This is a genomic window from Enterococcus sp. AZ095a (assembly GCF_050546735.1).
GTDB lineage: Bacteria > Bacillota > Bacilli > Lactobacillales > Enterococcaceae > Enterococcus_D > Enterococcus_D entomosocium.
In genome coordinates, this window is record NZ_CP172953.1 from 1,930,059 (window position 1) to 1,947,072 (window position 17,014).

Genomic DNA, 17,014 nt, shown 5'->3' on the forward strand with positions numbered 1-17,014 from the left:
TTATTCACCTCCATAGTAATAAAGAGGTTTAGGGGCATCGCTTGTTCCTAGGCTTTCCATCAATTGGATCACTCGTTCTGTATTTGATTCTTTTAGTCCTTGCAGTTCGGCTAAACTTGAACCTAACCAAGTAGAAGCAAATCCAGTAGATGAAACGTCATAGCTGAAAATCTCTGCATCTTCCAAGCCTAGATCTGCTTGCATTGCTGCTAATGTATCTTCAGGAAAACCGATTTCATCCACTAAGCCAACAGACACTGCTTGCTGACCATCATAGATGCGGCCATCAGCGATCTTTCTAACGGCTTCTTCTGTCATGCCGCGTCCTTCAGCCACAATTTTAACGAACCGACCATAAGCATTGTCGACATAGGTCTGCAAGACTTCTTTATCGGCTTCTGTTGGCTCTCTCGTTGCTGAACCTACATCTTTTAGTGCACCACTTTTATACGTATTGTCTTCGATCCCTAGCTTTTCGAATAAGCCGGCATAGTTGAGCCCCGACATGATCACTCCGATCGAACCGGTAATCGTTTCATCCGTTGCGAAAATTTTATCAGCACCTGCCGAAATATAATAACCGCCACTGGCTGCCATGTTTTTCATACTGACATACATCGGAATCCCTAACTCTTTGATTTTTGCTAATTCACGAGCAATCTCGGCACTTTCATAGACGCCGCCTCCTGGGGTATTGACTTCCATCAAGATGCCCCCAATAGTTGGATCTTCTTGGATCATCCGTAGTTCTTCTAAAAATCGCTGATGATCATAAGATTCTGTTGTGAATAAGCCGCCACTGGAGCTGCTGGCGATCGTTCCTTCTAAAGATAAGCGAACAATGCGATTGTCTTGATCTCCGGCAACTAACGTTGTCTCTTCGATCGCATTACTTCCGTAGAACAAAGCATTTAAACCTTGCAGCGTTTGAGTTTCCTCTTGCTCTGGACGATTTGTGATTACTGAAAAAACCCCCGAGCAGATAAATAACCCTGCTGCGATCGCCGCTGCGATCCATCTTCTTTTATTCATTTTCCCACCTAACTTTTCGCCTTTCCCATAATTTAGTATAGATTTTTGATGACGATCACTGCTTCTTCGTCACCAACCGCATCAAATTTCTCGCTTTTTTCAGCTAAGACGTAGCCGCCAAAAAATTCCTTTGTTAGTTCATCCTGGACTTTGAATGTTTGCGCGGTTTCCACGGTGACTGATCCGGGTAAAATTTCTTGCAAGCTGTCCCAGCCCGTATCCAACATGACCTTTGTTTCATCTGTGACATTAGGATCTTTTTCTATCGCAGCTACTATTTTCTTTAGCTCTGAAAAAGTCATACAATTTACAAATTCTGGCATTTCATTCCCTCACTTTCTTACTTTTTTATTGTAGCGAACTTAAAAAAAAAAGCATAGCTTTATGAGGAAATTTCTTGGGAATCTTATTCGACAAAGCTATGTCAGCTATTTTGATTCCCTTTAGACTGGTTCAAATCAACCTTACCAATAACTATACCAATTATTTTCATATAACTTACAGTTGACAGAAACAGGAATAAATATTATGATATTGCTTGTATTTCTATAAAATATTTCACAAGGAGGATAGATAGACCAATATGGATAGCGCCTGATCTGGAAACAGATGACGAGGAAAGAGTTTATCGAAACATTCGGCGGATGACTCTAGGGACTGCACTCTACAGGCAAGAACAAATCTCATCGTAAGATGATGACAAAGACTTGCTGCGCAGATAGAAATACATAATGCCAAACTAAATTTTTTGAAAGTAGGATTATCATTATGTGTGGAATTGTAGGAATCGTAGGAAAATCAAATGCAGAACGAATTATTTTAAACGGATTGGAACGCTTAGAGTATCGGGGCTATGACTCAGCAGGCCTTTATGTCGCTGATCGGACTTCGGATCATTTAGTGAAAGCCCAAGGAAGAATCAAAAACTTGGAAGAAAAAGTGACTTCTGAAGTAACAGGAACGATCGGTATCGGACATACCCGTTGGGCGACCCATGGCAAGCCATCAGAAATGAATGCTCATCCTCACACTTCGGCAAACCAAGCACTCGTTTTGGTTCATAATGGTGTGATCGAAAACTTTGAAGAGCTTCATCAAGAATATTTAAGCAACCACCAGTTTGAAGGTCAAACAGATACCGAAATCGTTGTTCATTTGATTGAAGTGTTGAAAGAGCAAGACAACAGCACGACCAAAGCGGCCTTTAAAAAAGCTTTGTCCTTGATTCGCGGCTCTTATGCCTTTGCTTTAGTAGAAAAAAAAGATCCAGAAACCATTTATGTTGCTAAAAATAAAAGTCCCTTATTGATCGGTTTGGGAGATGGATTTAATGTCATTTGCAGCGATGCCTTAGCAATGCTCGATCAAACGACTCATTTTGTTGAGATCGAAGATGGCGAAATGGTGACCGTAACAGCCGATGCGATCGAAATCGAAGATCCAAAAGGAAACCTTGTGTACCGTGAATCTTATGAAGCACAACTAGATCTGACTGACATCGAAAAAGGAACGTACCCTTACTACATGTTAAAAGAAATCGATGATCAACCAACCGTGATGCGCCGCTTGATCCAAGAATATCAAGGAGAATCCGGTGAAGTAGTAATCGATCCAGCGTTAAAAAACGAACTTTTAGCGAGCGATCGAATCTACATCATCGCATGTGGTACCAGTAATCATGCTGGTTGGGCAGCAAAATCCATTTTAGAAAAGCTAACACAGATCCCTGTTGAGGTTCACTTATCTAGTGAGTTTGGCTACAACATGCCATTGTTGTCAGCAAAACCCTTCTTCTTGTTCTTATCACAAAGTGGTGAAACGGCAGATAGCCGTCAAGTATTAGTGACGATCAACCAGTTAGGTCTTCCTAGTCTCACGATTACCAATGTTGCTGGTTCTACTCTTTCTCGAGAAGCGAACCATACCTTATTGCTTCATGCTGGTCCAGAAATCGCCGTTGCCTCTACAAAAGCATATACCGGACAGATCGCTGTCATGACCTTATTAGCAAAAGCCATTGGTGATGAAAAAGCTGTCCCTGAAGCATTGGATTTTGACGTGTTCCATGAACTAAGCATCGTTGCTTCTGCAATGGAGGCTTTAGTGGATGAAAAAGCTGTTATCAGTCAATTTGCTGAAGATTTTCTTTCCGAAACCCGTAATGCATTTTACATTGGTCGTGGGAATGATTACTATGTATCAATGGAAGCGGCATTGAAATTAAAAGAAATTTCTTATATCCAAGCGGAAGGCTTTGCGGCTGGTGAATTAAAACACGGCACCATCGCGTTGATCGAAGAAGGTACACCAGTGATCGGTGTGATCACGGAAGAAGTGACTGGCTCTCATACGCGAGGCAATTTGAAAGAAGTCGAATCTCGTGGGGCTCACACCCTTGTGATCGTTAGTCAAGAGTTAGCAAAAGCGACTGATCAAATCATTTTGCCAAATGTTCATCCATTGGTAACCAGCTTAGTGGCAGTCGTTCCAACACAGCTGCTGGCTTACTTTGCCACTTTACAACGCGGATTCGATGTTGATAAACCAAGAAACTTAGCAAAATCCGTTACCGTTGAATAGTTTTTTAAAAAACTGAAACCGAATTGGTTATCTTCTGTTTAATAAAAAGAACTCCTCGTTCGATGACTCGATCGTTCATAGGGGTTCTTTTTTCTTGTTTTCTGCCCAACAAATCCGAAAAGACTTTTAAAAGCAACTATACTTCGCAAGGCTTGCCCACGGCGTGTTCCCTTTTAAGCGTTGTCGACAAATTCGTTGACAAGTTTCTCTAGTTCGCAAGTTGGCTTCTTGCTGGTAAGTAGACAAAAAAGACGACCAAAGAATATCTTTGATCGTCTTACTTCTTCATTTATTCCGCACCGATTTCTTCTCGAACGACCGCTGCGATTTTTTCAACATAGTAATCGACTTTTTCAATGGTTGGTGCTTCTGCCATCACCCGAAGCAATGGTTCTGTTCCTGAAGGACGAACCAAGATCCGGCCTTCACCGTTCATTTCTGCTTCTGTCTCTTCCACGATTTTACGGATAGCTGGAACATCCATCGCACCATTTTTATCTGTCACTCGAATGTTGACAAGTTTTTGTGGATAGATCGTTACCTCTCCTGCTAATTCCGACAGTTTCTTGCCCGTTTGTTTCATGATATTCAATAGTTGAATTCCTGATAGTAAACCGTCACCTGTCGTATTGAAATCCAAGAAAATCATATGCCCTGATTGCTCGCCACCGAAATTATAATCGTTTTTACGCATTTCTTCTACGACATAACGGTCACCGACTTGTGTGATCACATCTTTCAGACCAATTGCTTCCACTGCTTTGTGGAACCCTAAATTGCTCATGACTGTTGTAACGATCGTTCCTTGGTTCAAGCGTTTTTGTTCTGCTAAATATTTTGCACAGATATACATGATCTTATCGCCATCAACGATATTTCCTAGTTCATCAACTGCGATGACCCGATCGCCATCTCCATCAAATGCAAGACCAGCATCGGCCCCTTTTTCAACGACGAATTCGGCTAATGGTTCGGGGTGAGTCGAACCAACACCATCATTGATGTTCAACCCATCTGGGGAAGTTCCCATTGTGAAGAATTCTGTTTCTAGATCGGCAAACAAACGATTAACGCTTGTAGCTGTTGCGCCATTTGCTGCATCGACACAAACCGTGATCCCTTCTAAATCGTCAGGAATCGTTTGACGTAGAAATTGAGAGTATTTCAATAACCCTTCTGGGAACTCATCCACCGTTCCTAAGCCATCGGCAGAAGGTCGAGGAAGTGTATCTTCCGGCGCATCAAGCAATGCTTCAATTTCAGCTTCTTGTTCATCGACTAATTTAAAGCCATCATTTCCGAAGAACTTGATCCCATTGTCTTGTGCAGGATTGTGAGAGGCAGAGATCATCACACCTGCGCTTGCTTTTTGTACTTTCGTCAAGTATGCCACTCCTGGTGTGGAAATAACGCCTAATTGAAATACCTCGATCCCAACGGATAACAAACCAGCAATCAATGCGCTTTCTAGCATTTGTCCAGAAATTCGTGTGTCTCGCCCAACCAATACGCGAGGACGACGGTCTCCGGTTTCATGTTGACTTAGTACATAGCCGCCGTAACGCCCCAATTTAAATGCTAACTCAGGTGTCAATTCCTTGTTAGCTTCTCCTCTAACACCATCAGTACCAAAATATTTTCCCATTTTAATAACCTCTCTTATTCATTCTCTACAGTCAAACGACTAAGAACTACTTGTCGTCGTGCTGCTTGCGGAATTCTCTGTTTGTTCGTTCGTCGTGTCGTCTGTTGAAGAGTTGTCTTGAGAATTCTCACTATTCACTGCTTCATTGCTATCATTGTTTGATTGATTCTCCGTAGTAGCTTCTGCAACCGGTGTGATTTGGATCGTCACGACCGTTGGATTGATTGTTGTCCCCTCAGGCACTGGAATGGTTACTGTCCGTTCCGTCGTTGTCGTGATCTCACTAACGTCCACCGGCACACCGATCTGTTGGGTTTCATCCAAGATACTTTGTGGTCCTGTCAGAACGGCACTGATACTACTCATGCGATAAATGTAATGGGAGATCCCGTCTGGAGTTGTCCCTTGTTGTGTAACAAACAATTCAATTTCTTTGCTTGGAGCCTCCATCACCAATGCAACATCTACCGAATCAGGATCCGCGATGATCGCTAATGGATTGTTGTCGCTATCCCAGGCTTCGATGGTTCCATTGACAGTGATCGAATCCCCAGTGATATCATCTGGATTTACGATCGCTACCACTCGGTCGATTTCAGCTAATGTTTGATCGCCAGTTGTGATTTCTACTTTCTGCGGATCGACACTCATTGAATCGACGCCGTAACCACTCGTTGCTCCGTCAGTGGAGATGACGGGTTCAACGGTAAACGTTTGGGTCACTTTTTTCTCGATCGTCACAGTGACTGTTTTTGGTTCGATTTCAGCTGTGACGCTTGAACTAAGATTTTTTACTTCTAAAGGGACCTCATGGGTTCCTTCATCGAGCCCAGTCAAATCAGCTACGACTCGAAAGCTCCGTGTTTCCTCACTACGTTCTGCATTCAATTGTACCCGATTTCGACTAGATAAAGTCACATCCACTGTTGTTTCAAATCCTTGGATGAAGTATTCATCCGTGTCGTAGGTGGTCTGAATCGGTACATTTTCGATCTCTTCCTCATAAGGATTTGATGTTCCCGCAAGATTGACTTGCAGGCTTGATCCGCTGGCGATGAAAAACAAAACCAGACTAAAGAACAGCGCTAGTATACCATAAAATACGTTTTGACGACGCTCTTTCTTGATCATTTTCTTCCTCCTTTGTTGACCCCTTCAAAGAAAGATTGCAGCAAGTTGCGTTTGCCAGGTTTTTCTTCCGGAACTAATTCGCGATTCAACACGTCGAGATACTCTTGGCGAGAAAGTTCAGTCAGCATGCGATTATTTAGCGTAATACTAACGTCGCCGGTTTCTTCTGAGACGATAATGGTCAATGCGTCACTGACTTCTGATATCCCAACAGCTGCTCTATGACGTGTCCCGAATTCTTTCGGAATCAGTGGACTTTCTGACAATGGCAAGTAGGCACTAGCAACAGCGATCTTATCATCTCTTAAAATGACTGCACCATCATGCAGCGGTGTATTAGGAATAAAAATATTGATCAGTAGTTCGCCCGTCACATCCGCATCTAAGGGAATCCCAGTTTCGATGTATTCTTCTAAACCAGTCGTCCGCTCGATCGTGATCAATGCACCGATCTTTCGTTTTGCCATATATTGAACAGCTTTGTCCAGTGCTTGGACCAAAACTTCATCCCGCCGTTTTTCGTTTTTAGAAGTCTTGAAGAAAGAGCTGCGTCCAAGATGCTCTAGCCCCCGTCGAATTTCTGGTTGGAAAATAACAATTGCGGCGATCACCCCATAAGTAATGACTTGATCCATCAACCAAGATAGCGTCTTTAATCCTACGATACCAGCCAAAAACCTTAGAACAATGAACAGTCCGACTCCTTTGAACAACTGGATCGCTTTTGTCCCTCGCACAAGCTGGATAAGCTTATAAACCAAGTACCAAACAACGATCACATCTAAAACATTTACTAAAAAAGACCAAGAAAATATATCAAATGAGAGCAATTCTCTCCAATAATCTAAATTAAAAAAATCCCTGAAATTTATCAACATAAACAGCCTTCCTTTATTCTTAAGACTTCAGATAATAGTATAACATAGGACCTCTTCAAAGATTTGAAAAAAAACAAATTTATGAAAAAGTTTTGAAAAAATAATCAGCTCTTTTATTTAGTTTACCATTATCATGAAATCATTGTTTGTCAAAGGTCTTAGAAGATTTCATCTAAAAGAGCTTCTTGCACGCATTTCATAGGAAAAACAACAAACGACCCTGAAAAAACGTGATAAAGCGTTTTTCCAGGGTCGTTCCTCAGCTAGCGATTATTCTTGCTGACGACGTTTTGCGCGCGCTGCACGCCGTGCTGCTCTTTCAGCGAGCTGTTCTTCGCTTAACGGCTGTTTTTCTCTTCGCACACGCTCCGTTTTTACTGCCATTGGTTGTTCTGTATCAGTACTTACATTTTTTTCAAGCTTTGCTCGAATTTTTTCTTCTTGACCTGCTAAGCGGGCATAGTTATAGAAACGAGTTTTCGCATCTGAAACGGTTTTTTCAAACAAGGCTTCCGCCGCATTGGGATTGGCAGACTGCAAGGAAGCAAATCGGACTTGGGTCTGCATAAAGGCAGGCATTTGATCAAATGCTGGCTTTTTGAAATCGAGCGTCATTGGCTGTTTCCCATTTTCTGCCAACAGCGGGTTATAGCGGTAGAGACTCCAATACCCTGATGCAACTGCTTCTTGCGCTTCTTTCAAGGATTGACGCATTCCGCCAGCAAGACCGTGAGTGATACATGGCGTATAGGCAATGATGATTGACGGTCCCGGGAACCGCTCGGCTTCTTCAAAGGCTTTGATCGTTTGCATTTGATTAGCACCAGATGCGATTTGTGCGACGTAGACATGTCCGTAGGTCATCGCCATCATTCCTAAATCTTTTTTGGAAACAAACTTGCCACTAGCAGCGAATTTAGCAATAGCCGAAGTTGGTGTCGCTTTGGAGACTTGCCCCCCCGTATTGGAATAAACTTCATTATCTAACACAAGAATATTGACATCTGCACCAGAAGCGAGAACATGATCGATACCGCCAAACCCAATATCATATGCCCAGCCATCGCCACCTATCATCCATTGGCTTGGCTTAACAAACAAATCTTTTTCCTGCAGGATTTTGTTCAGCTGAGGTGTCGTGGAAGCCTCAGCTTCTAAGGCGGCGATCAATTTTGCTGCTCGCTGCTGTGTCCCAGCACTTTCTTCTCGATGAAGGTCCCAATCATCAATCAAAGCCTGCAATTCTTCTGATACAGCGGCTTTCAATGACTGCAACTGGGCTGCTAATTTCTCCCGTCGGGTTTGGTTGGCTAAGAACATGCCGTAGCCATATTCGGCATTGTCTTCAAACAGCGAGTTTGACCAAGCTGGACCCTGTCCTAAGTGATTGGTTGTATAAGGGGATACTGGTGAGGTTCCACCCCAAATCGAAGAGCAACCGGTCGCATTGGCGATCATCATGCGATCACCAAACATTTGGGTCAGAAGTTTGACATAAGGGGTTTCCCCACAGCCCGCACAAGCACCAGAGAACTCCAATAAGGGCTTATTGAATTGGGAGCCCAAAACAGTTCCTGGTTTTGCTGGATTTTCCTTTTGGCGTAAAGTCATCGCAAAAGCCCAATTTACAGCTTGCTCTTTTTGTTCTTCGTAAGGACGCATCGTCAAGGCTTTCCCTTTGGCGGGACATGCCTCCACACAAAGGCCGCAACCTGTACAATCTTCAACGGAAACTTGAATTCGATATTTTTGGCCGTTCGCTCCTCGCATCTCTCTAACGATAAAGCCTTCCGGTGCTTCGGTTAATTCATCTTCATCTGCCAAAAACGGGCGGATCGCCGCATGAGGACAGACGAAGGCACACTCATTGCACATGGTACAGCGATCTGATAGCCACTCGGGCACTTCAACAGCGATGCCCCGCTTCTCAACCGCTGTTGTCCCGACAGGGATCACCCCTTCAGTCATTTGGTTCCTTACGAGGGTGCCGACGGATAGTTGATTGCCTTCTTGACGGTTGATGGGTTCCACAATTTCCCGCACAAATTGTGTCATAGCAGTGGATGTCCTTTCCGGCACTTCGATTGTTGCCCACTCGCTTGGAACAGGGATTTCTTGTAATAATTCGATGGTGCGATCAATGGCTGCTTGGTTCTTTTCAACGATCGCCATCGATTTGTGCCGATAACTTTTCAGCGCCTCTTCTTTTAAAATCGGCAAGATTTCCTCGGTCGGAATGATGTTTGCCAAGTAAAAGAAGGCTGTTTCCATCGCGGTATTGATCCGCCCACCTAAGCCAACTTCCATTGCCAACTGCATGGCGTTGATGGTATAAAAACGGATCTCGTTTTCAGCAAGATAACGTTTCATCTTCTTCGGTAGATTATTTAAAATTTGCTCTTGTGACCAGGTCGTATTTAATAAAAAGGTTCCGCCTTTTTTGAGTCCTTTCAGCAAATCATACGTATGCAAATACGCAGGCGTATGACATGCAACGAAATCCGCGTGTTCGATCAGATAGGTAGAACGAATGGGGGTATCCCCAAATCGCAGATGGGAAACCGTTAGACCACCAGATTTTTTCGAATCATAGTGGAAATAGCCTTGCACATATTTTTCGGTATGATCACCGATGATTTTGATTGCTGACTTATTCGCCCCAACGGTCCCATCAGAGCCGAATCCCCAGAATTTCGCTTGGAAGGTGGATGGATCAGTTAGATCTAGCGTGCCTTTTGAGGGCAACGACAATTGCGTCACATCATCCGTGATCCCAATGGTGAAGCGTTTCTTTTGGCTCGCTTTTGGCTTAATCAATTCGTCATAAACGGCAACGATTTGATCAGGCGTTACATCTTTTGACCCAAGACCATAGCGTCCACCAATGATCGTCGGCCGAATCGCTGCATCATACATGGCACTTTGCACATCCAAAAGCAAAGACTCTCCGTTGGCACCAGGTTCTTTGCTGCGATCCAATACAGCGATACTTTTGACGGTAGCAGGCAGTTTTTCTAAGAAGACTTCTAATGGGAATGGTCGATACAGATGGATCGACAAGACTCCCACCTTGCGTCCAGAAGCGCACAAATGATCCACCGTTTGCTGGATCGTTTGCGTTGAGGACCCCATCGAAACGATAACTTCTTCGGCGTCCGCAGCACCATAATAGTCCACTAAATCATAGTTGGTTCCTCTTAAAGCATTGATTTTCTTCATGTAAAAACGAACGATCTCAGGCAATGTTTGATAGTGCTGATTGATCGTTTCCCGCTGTTGAAAATGGATATCAGGATTTTGATTCGTCCCACTCGTTGTTGGGTGATTCGGATTCATCGCTTTTTGACGAAAAGCAGCCAACTTTTCATGATTAACCAGTTGTGCGAGTTCTTCATAGTCCAGCACCTCGATTTTTTGAATCTCGTGACTGGTTCGGAAACCATCAAAAAAGTTTAAAAATGGAATGTTGGCTTCAATTGCTGCTAAATGAGCGACTGGCGCTAAATCCATTACTTCTTGAACACTGCTTTCCGCTAGCATAGCAAAGCCTGTTTGTCGAGTGGCCATTACGTCGGTATGATCTCCGAAAATATTCAAGGCATTGGTTGTTACTGCTCGGCTGGCGACATGAAAGACGCCTGGCAGCATTTCCCCAGCAATCTTGTACATATTTGGTACCATTAACAAAAGTCCCTGAGATGCCGTATAGGTCGTCGTTAAGGCACCGGTTTTTAATGAGCCGTGAACCACACCCGCCGCCCCTGCTTCAGATTGCATTTCAACCACTTTCACCGGCTGCCCAAAAAGATTATGCTTTCCCTGAGCAGACCACTGATCCACTAATTCAGCCATGGTTGAACTAGGGGTTATCGGATAGATCGCCGCAAGTTCCGTAAAGGCATAGGAAATATAGGCAGCTGCCGTATTGCCATCCATTGTTTTTCTTTTTCTCATCTATATAACTTCCTTTAATCATCATTTTGCACAATAAAACACAATTCATTATAGCTGAAAATCAAGGAATATAAAAGCACCGGCTGGGTAATTTTCTTTATTTCGTGAAACGAAATACATAGTATTTAGCTAATTTTCCTCCTCATTTCACAGACTCGGATCAAAAGACCTGAGGCTTTTCTTTCAGTAGAAACTTCGGTAAACTAAAAGAAAAAGGAGGAATCTTAATGGATATTTCAATCATCAAAGCACAAGAAACAAATGCGGTAACAGGGATACATATCGGAGACCCTTCCGCTAAACCGATCGTCGAATTTATGAATTTGCGTTGTCCTTATTGTCGGCAATGGTTTGAGGAATCGTTACCGACCTTAAGTGAAGCTGTCACAGCTGGGAAACTACGCCGTGTCATCAAATTATTCGACAAAGAAAAAGAATCATTGCAACGAGGCAATGTGATGCATCGGTTTGTTTCCAGTACAGATCCTCAGGCAACGATCGCTGAGATTACAAAAATTTATCAAACACAAGACGAATGGGGTCATTTATCTTTAAATGAAGTGGCAGAATATGCGAAAAATACCTTAGGGCTATCTGAACAAAATCATCCTGCGATCGCCGGAGAAATTGTGGAAGAAGCGAAAAACGCCAACATTCAATTTGTGCCAACGATTATCTTAGATGGGCACATTTTTGATGAATCGATCACTGCTGAGGAATTAACTGCATTGATCAATGAGTAACCACAAATAAAAGAGCAGGAGCAGATTTGACGCGAACATCCACGTCAAATCTGCTCCTGCTCTTTTGATTCATTTTTATTCCATTCGACTAGCTGACTTGTTCACGAAGATGATCGGCAAATTCGTTGATTTTTCGAATGCGATGATTGATCCCTGATTTCGAGATCGCTCCTGATGGAATCATTTCTCCTAGCTCTTTCAAGCTGACCTCGGGATGTTCCAAACGTAATTCGGCGATTTCTTGCAGCTTTTCAGGTAGAGCTTGCAAGCCAACTCGATCTTGAATAAACTCGATATTGTCGATCTGCTTCGAAGCAGCATCGATCGTTTTGTTCATATTGGCGGTTTCACAATTCACCAAACGGTTGACTGAGTTACGCATGTCTCGCACGATCCGCACGTCCTCGAATTTCAACATGGAATTGGTGGCGCCGATCAGAGTCAAAAAATCAGCGATTTTCTCAGCGCCTTTCAAGTAAGAAATATACCCATTTCTACGTTCTAATGCACGGGCATTCAAACCATATGCGTTTAGCATATCGCAAATATCTTGGTTATGCTCCTCGTAGATGGAATAAATCTCTAAGTGATAGCGGCTAGTTTCTGGATTGTTGATCGATCCTGATGCCATGAAAGCCCCTCGTAAATAGGAACGCATTTTTTGAGTATTGCCCATGATCTCATCAGAAACATGGCTTTGAAACATCAGCCCGTCCATGATATCTAAGTCCAAAAGCACGCGCTTTGTCTCTTGCTTCAAACGAACGATGTAGACGTTGTTCTTTTTTAATTTCATTTTGCGACGGACCAGCAACTCGCTGCGCACGTCGTAATGATCTTTTAGTAAAGAGTAGATGCGTCTGGCAATCGCCGCGTTTTCTGTTTGAACGTTTAAAACAAATTGCTGGTTGTTGATACTTAATGACCCATTCATCCGAATCAAAGCTGCCAGTTCTGCCTTGGCATGTTCGCGATGAACTTCTAATGCAGTCAATTCTTTTTTTACTTCTGCTGCAAAGGACATTAAAAAATCCCTCCTTTCTTAGATTTTGGCCCCGTAAACGATACGTAGAAGTTCTTCAATCACTTTATCTCCGTCATGAAAAACTCCGCCATCTCTAAGCTCCAGAAAGTCAGCTGAAATGACACGGCTGGCTTCTTCTCGCAGTCCTTGGAAATCGTGTTTCACTTGTACAAGATATTCATCATAAATCTCTGGGTCCATATATCCTTCTGGAACTTTCTCGGTGTTGACTAACACCGTATCAATAAAGGGTTTGCCTAAATGCTTATGCAAGACTCGCACATGGTCGGCATCACTAAAGTGTTCGGTTTCACCTTTTTGGGTCATGATATTACAAATATAAACCGTTTCAGCTTGTGTTTCCAACATTGCTTGGCCGATCTCGCTGATCATGAGATTGGGCAAAATACTAGTAAAGAGACTACCAGGACCCAAGACGATCATATCTGCCTCCATAATTGAAGAAACAACTTTACGAGCTGCTTTCGGCTCATCATTATTTTCTTGATTACGAACAAAGACCCGTTCGATCGTTTTGCGATCAACCGCGATTTTGGACTCGCCTACCGCTTCGGTGCCGTCTTTAAAAACAGCGTGCAACACCAATGGCAGATCTGAGGAAGGATATACTCGTCCATCGATATGCATGATTTTCGACAAAATTTGAATGGCTTCATAGGTACTGCTACGCATTTCAGCAATCGCCGCAATAATCAAGTTCCCAAGGGCATGATTGGCTAAAAATTTGTCTTCCGCTTTAAAACGGTATTGAAAAATATCATTATATAATTGCGGCATATCAGATAGAGCCGCCAGAACATTGCGCAGATCCCCCGGTGGTGAAATAGAGGAAACCAAATTGCGGATCTCGCCGCTGCTACCGCCATCATCAGCGACCGTAACGATCGCTGTGATGTCGACACCTTGATTCCGCAAGCTCTTCAGGATGACTGGTAACCCAGTTCCGCCACCTACCACAACGATCTTCGGCTTTCTGATCCGGTACGTTTTCATTTTCATGAACGATTCACCGTCTCTTTGCGCTTATCTTTGTCGCGATGAGTAATATTGACGCGATAGTCTTCTGCCAAAACCGCCCCGATGCGCTCCGATAATGCAACCGAACGGTGTTGACCCCCAGTACAGCCGATAGCCACCGTCAAGCTGCTTTTACCTTCCTTGACATAGCCTGGCATGATCGTTTGCAACAGTGTACTAAATTGCTGATAGAATTCTTCCGTTTCTGGAAAAGACATGACGTAATCATACACGGGTTCATCTTTACCCGTTAAAGGACGCAACTCTGGAATGTAATGGGGATTCGGTAAGAAACGAACATCCATCACGATATCAGCATCGATCGGCAAGCCATACTTGAAGCCAAACGAAAGTATTTCAATACGAAACCCTGTCTCATGAGAAGCACGAAATTCTTGATTGATTTTTTCTCTCAGTTGCCGAGGGGTCAACGTCGTTGTGTCGATAACAATACTGGCGCGCGTCTTCAAATCGTTTAAGATCGCTCGCTCTTTGCGAATGCCTTCCGTAACTAAGCCATCCATCGCTAATGGATGTGCTCTTCTCGTTTCCTTATATCTTGACACCAATTCATTGTCCGATGCATCTAAAAAGAGCATCCGTGTGTCGATAAAATTCGTGTTTTCAATATCGATCAGCATACTTTGGATTTCTTCAAAAAACGATCTTGAACGCAGATCGACAACTAAGGCAATTTTTGTCACTTTTCCTGATTCTTTGATCAGTTCCCAAAATTTAGGGATCAAGCTTGGGGGCATATTGTCGATACAAAAGTACCCCATATCTTCAAAACTCTGGATCGCGACCGTTTTGCCGGCTCCGCTCATCCCAGTAATAATGACCAATTCTAAATGATCCACTTCAGTCATAGGTAAAACTCCTTTCTGAAACAACTCTATTATATCATGCCGGGCGTATCATTGGAACACCGGCATAAAAAAAGACGTTAGCTCAAAAAATGCCGCTAACGTCGCTATCAGCTTTAGATTGCTTGGCGATTTGCCAATGCTTTTTCAATCGTCCGATCAACTAAAATGGATTGGGCATCCACGACTGGATAAGGATTGTCAGTCACAAATTCATCCATCAAGGATAACTCGGTACATCCAAGTACTACGCTTTCACAGCCGATGCGTTCGGTGACTTCTTCCAGTATCTCAAAGTAAAGTTCTTGATCCAGATGATCATTTTCTTTGATTCGATCATAGATCAATGTATTGACCTTTTTTTGGATCGCTGGCTCTGGGAGATAGACATCAAGTCCCAACTGGCGCAATTCTTTCTCATAGATGCCGGCTTTGACACTGCCTTCTGTCCCAAGAAAGGCCACTTTTCCAGTGACGCCTTTTTCAAAAACGACTTTCGCTGCCTCACGAGGCATATGCAAAATCTCAATCTCAGTAGCCGCTTGCAACTCATCAAAAAAATAATGCGCTGTGTTACAAGTCAACACAATAAAATTTGGCTTTAATAAATTTTGTTTTTCGATGTCGTCCATTAAATAAGGAACAGGGTTTTCTAACGTATTGTCTAAAATATATGCCGTCCGATCCGGTACTGTCGCATGATTGAATAAAACATAGTTCAAGTAATCTTGGTCTTTATGGGTCTGTGTCCGTCGGTTTAAAATGCGGACGAAACTTTCCGTCGCTAACGTTCCCATGCCGCCTAAAATACTAAAAAAATTCTCCATCTTCTAGCCTTCTTTCGTATGGAAATACGTTTTGAATCGTTTGTTGTATAGATGGAACATTCTCTTTAACAGAATCCAACGCTTCAGAGATAAGTCTTCTTTATAAAAGACGGTCGTTCCCCAGCGATTTTCTGCTAATAATTTTTTTGCTCGTTCTTTCGCAGGATTTTCTTTTGCATAAGTCAAGAAGATGTTTTTTGGTACCCCTAGCCATAATTTCGCTTCTGGCGCGTCAGCTTTGCCATAAACCGTTTCTGTATAAGGTTTTTCGAAGACTAAATCTTCAGTGATAAACTTTGCCAAATTCAATCCGCTTAAGGTAATAAAGAAACTGCTTCTTCCTTGACGCAAGTTGATTTCAAATAGTTTATATTGCCCGTCTCGCGCATCATATTTCAAGTCAAAATTGGCAAATCCAACATACTCGATCTCTTTTAAAAACTTACGGATCATTTGATAAATTTGATCATTTTCGTCTGGAATGATCACTACGTAATTCCCAACAGCTCCAGGGGTTGGGTCTTCTAGTAAAGGATGACCTAAGCCCATCACGCGAACTTCGTGATTCTCATCAACATAGGCATTTAAAACCCGCATGTTGCTGTCATCACCGGGAATAAAATCTTGGACGATCATTTCATATTGATAACCCGCTTGATAAATGCGAGAAACGATTTCTTCAAATTCTATTCGATTATCAATAATAAAGGCTTTTTTGCGTCCTTCAAAATCAACTGACAGCCATGCTACACTATTTGCCGGTTTCAATGCCACAGGAAAATCAAAAGGCAGCTCTCCTTTGAACGTTCCTTCCGTCAACAGTTCAGGCGTTAAAATGAAGGTCTTAGGATAAGGCAAGCCATATTCCTCGCAGACTTCGTAAAAGCTTACTTTGTTGATCAACCGTTTTAGTAAAGAATAATCGTTAGCGATAAAGGTATAATAGGGCGCCAATTCTTCTTTATGCTTCGCCAACAGTTCCGCATAACCATCGCCGCAAGGAATCAACAAATATTTCATTGCAGGATCATTGTAAGTATTTTTTCCTAACTTGATCAACGTCTCAGTGAATCCGGGATCATGGTCAAAACCTTCCACTTGATTGATTTTTACAATTTTACTAAAGCGGGTTGGTGCAAGTTCGGCGCCTGCATAGGCAACTGATTGAATACCATATGCTTCGTGGAACGCTCTGGCCATACCATAAACATTCATATCGCTTCCTAATAATATGGGAAGAAAATTTTCCTGACTCATCAAAAATCACTCTCTCTTTTGAATACGAAAAACGACCTC

Annotated in this window: 13 protein-coding genes; 2 read left to right on the forward strand and 11 right to left on the reverse strand. The window is 42.9% G+C overall.

The window, feature by feature from the left end; translation table 11 throughout:
• Together sppA and IGJ26_RS08965 are read right to left on the reverse strand one after the other, a co-directional pair.
• Positions 1 to 1,032 carry a signal peptide peptidase SppA gene (gene sppA, locus IGJ26_RS08960; RefSeq protein ID WP_005235703.1) on the reverse strand — a complete coding sequence of 344 codons (1,032 nt, stop codon included), beginning with the start codon at positions 1,030 to 1,032 and terminating at the stop codon, positions 1 to 3.
• A gap of 32 nt (positions 1,033 to 1,064) precedes the next feature.
• On the reverse strand, positions 1,065 to 1,355 hold the full coding sequence (locus IGJ26_RS08965; RefSeq protein ID WP_005235701.1) for a hypothetical protein: 291 nt from the start codon (positions 1,353 to 1,355) through the stop codon (positions 1,065 to 1,067).
• Between the two features lie 445 nt (positions 1,356 to 1,800).
• Between IGJ26_RS08965 and glmS the strand changes: the two genes are divergently transcribed.
• A complete protein-coding gene (glmS, locus tag IGJ26_RS08970) occupies positions 1,801 to 3,612 on the forward strand; it encodes a glutamine--fructose-6-phosphate transaminase (isomerizing) (protein ID WP_008382201.1) in 1,812 nt (603 codons plus the stop codon).
• 289 nt (positions 3,613 to 3,901) lie between these two features.
• On the opposite strand, the gene glmM is transcribed toward glmS, so the two are convergent.
• The 4 genes from glmM to nifJ form a co-directional block, all read right to left on the reverse strand.
• A complete protein-coding gene (gene glmM / locus IGJ26_RS08975; protein WP_016620049.1) occupies positions 3,902 to 5,257 on the reverse strand; it encodes a phosphoglucosamine mutase in 1,356 nt (451 codons plus the stop codon).
• A gap of 39 nt (positions 5,258 to 5,296) precedes the next feature.
• Positions 5,297 to 6,388, reverse strand: coding sequence for a CdaR family protein (locus tag IGJ26_RS08980; protein ID WP_016620048.1), 1,092 nt, complete (start codon positions 6,386 to 6,388; stop codon positions 5,297 to 5,299).
• Positions 6,385 to 7,266, reverse strand: a complete 882-nt coding sequence (cdaA, locus tag IGJ26_RS08985) for a diadenylate cyclase CdaA (protein ID WP_005235688.1) — start codon at positions 7,264 to 7,266, stop codon at positions 6,385 to 6,387. Before cdaA ends, IGJ26_RS08980 begins: the two co-directional genes overlap by 4 nt.
• A 270-nt stretch (positions 7,267 to 7,536) precedes the next feature.
• Positions 7,537 to 11,220, reverse strand: a complete 3,684-nt coding sequence (gene nifJ, locus IGJ26_RS08990; protein WP_086332414.1) for a pyruvate:ferredoxin (flavodoxin) oxidoreductase — start codon at positions 11,218 to 11,220, stop codon at positions 7,537 to 7,539.
• A gap of 227 nt (positions 11,221 to 11,447) precedes the next feature.
• Here nifJ and IGJ26_RS08995 point away from each other — a divergent pair, with 227 nt between their 5' ends.
• On the forward strand, positions 11,448 to 11,963 hold the full coding sequence (locus IGJ26_RS08995; RefSeq protein WP_005235682.1) for a DsbA family protein: 516 nt from the start codon (positions 11,448 to 11,450) through the stop codon (positions 11,961 to 11,963).
• A gap of 88 nt (positions 11,964 to 12,051) precedes the next feature.
• On the opposite strand, the gene whiA is transcribed toward IGJ26_RS08995, so the two are convergent.
• The 5 genes from whiA to IGJ26_RS09020 form a co-directional block, all read right to left on the reverse strand.
• Entirely contained in the window at positions 12,052 to 12,987 is a 936-nt protein-coding gene (gene whiA, locus IGJ26_RS09000) for a DNA-binding protein WhiA (RefSeq protein WP_005235679.1), read from the reverse strand.
• Positions 12,988 to 13,005: 18 nt separating this feature from the next.
• The gene (locus IGJ26_RS09005; RefSeq protein ID WP_008382192.1) at positions 13,006 to 14,007 is read right to left on the reverse strand and encodes a gluconeogenesis factor YvcK family protein; all 1,002 of its coding nucleotides are present in this window, start codon (positions 14,005 to 14,007) and stop codon (positions 13,006 to 13,008) included.
• Positions 14,004 to 14,894, reverse strand: coding sequence for an RNase adapter RapZ (gene rapZ / locus IGJ26_RS09010; protein ID WP_005235675.1), 891 nt, complete (start codon positions 14,892 to 14,894; stop codon positions 14,004 to 14,006). The genes IGJ26_RS09005 and rapZ overlap by 4 nt, the downstream gene beginning before the upstream one ends.
• A 113-nt stretch (positions 14,895 to 15,007) precedes the next feature.
• Positions 15,008 to 15,718 carry an amino acid racemase gene (locus IGJ26_RS09015; protein WP_005235674.1) on the reverse strand — a complete coding sequence of 237 codons (711 nt, stop codon included), beginning with the start codon at positions 15,716 to 15,718 and terminating at the stop codon, positions 15,008 to 15,010.
• 3 nt (positions 15,719 to 15,721) lie between these two features.
• Positions 15,722 to 16,975, reverse strand: a complete 1,254-nt coding sequence (locus IGJ26_RS09020; RefSeq protein ID WP_016611874.1) for a hypothetical protein — start codon at positions 16,973 to 16,975, stop codon at positions 15,722 to 15,724.
• Positions 16,976 to 17,014 lie beyond the last annotated feature (39 nt).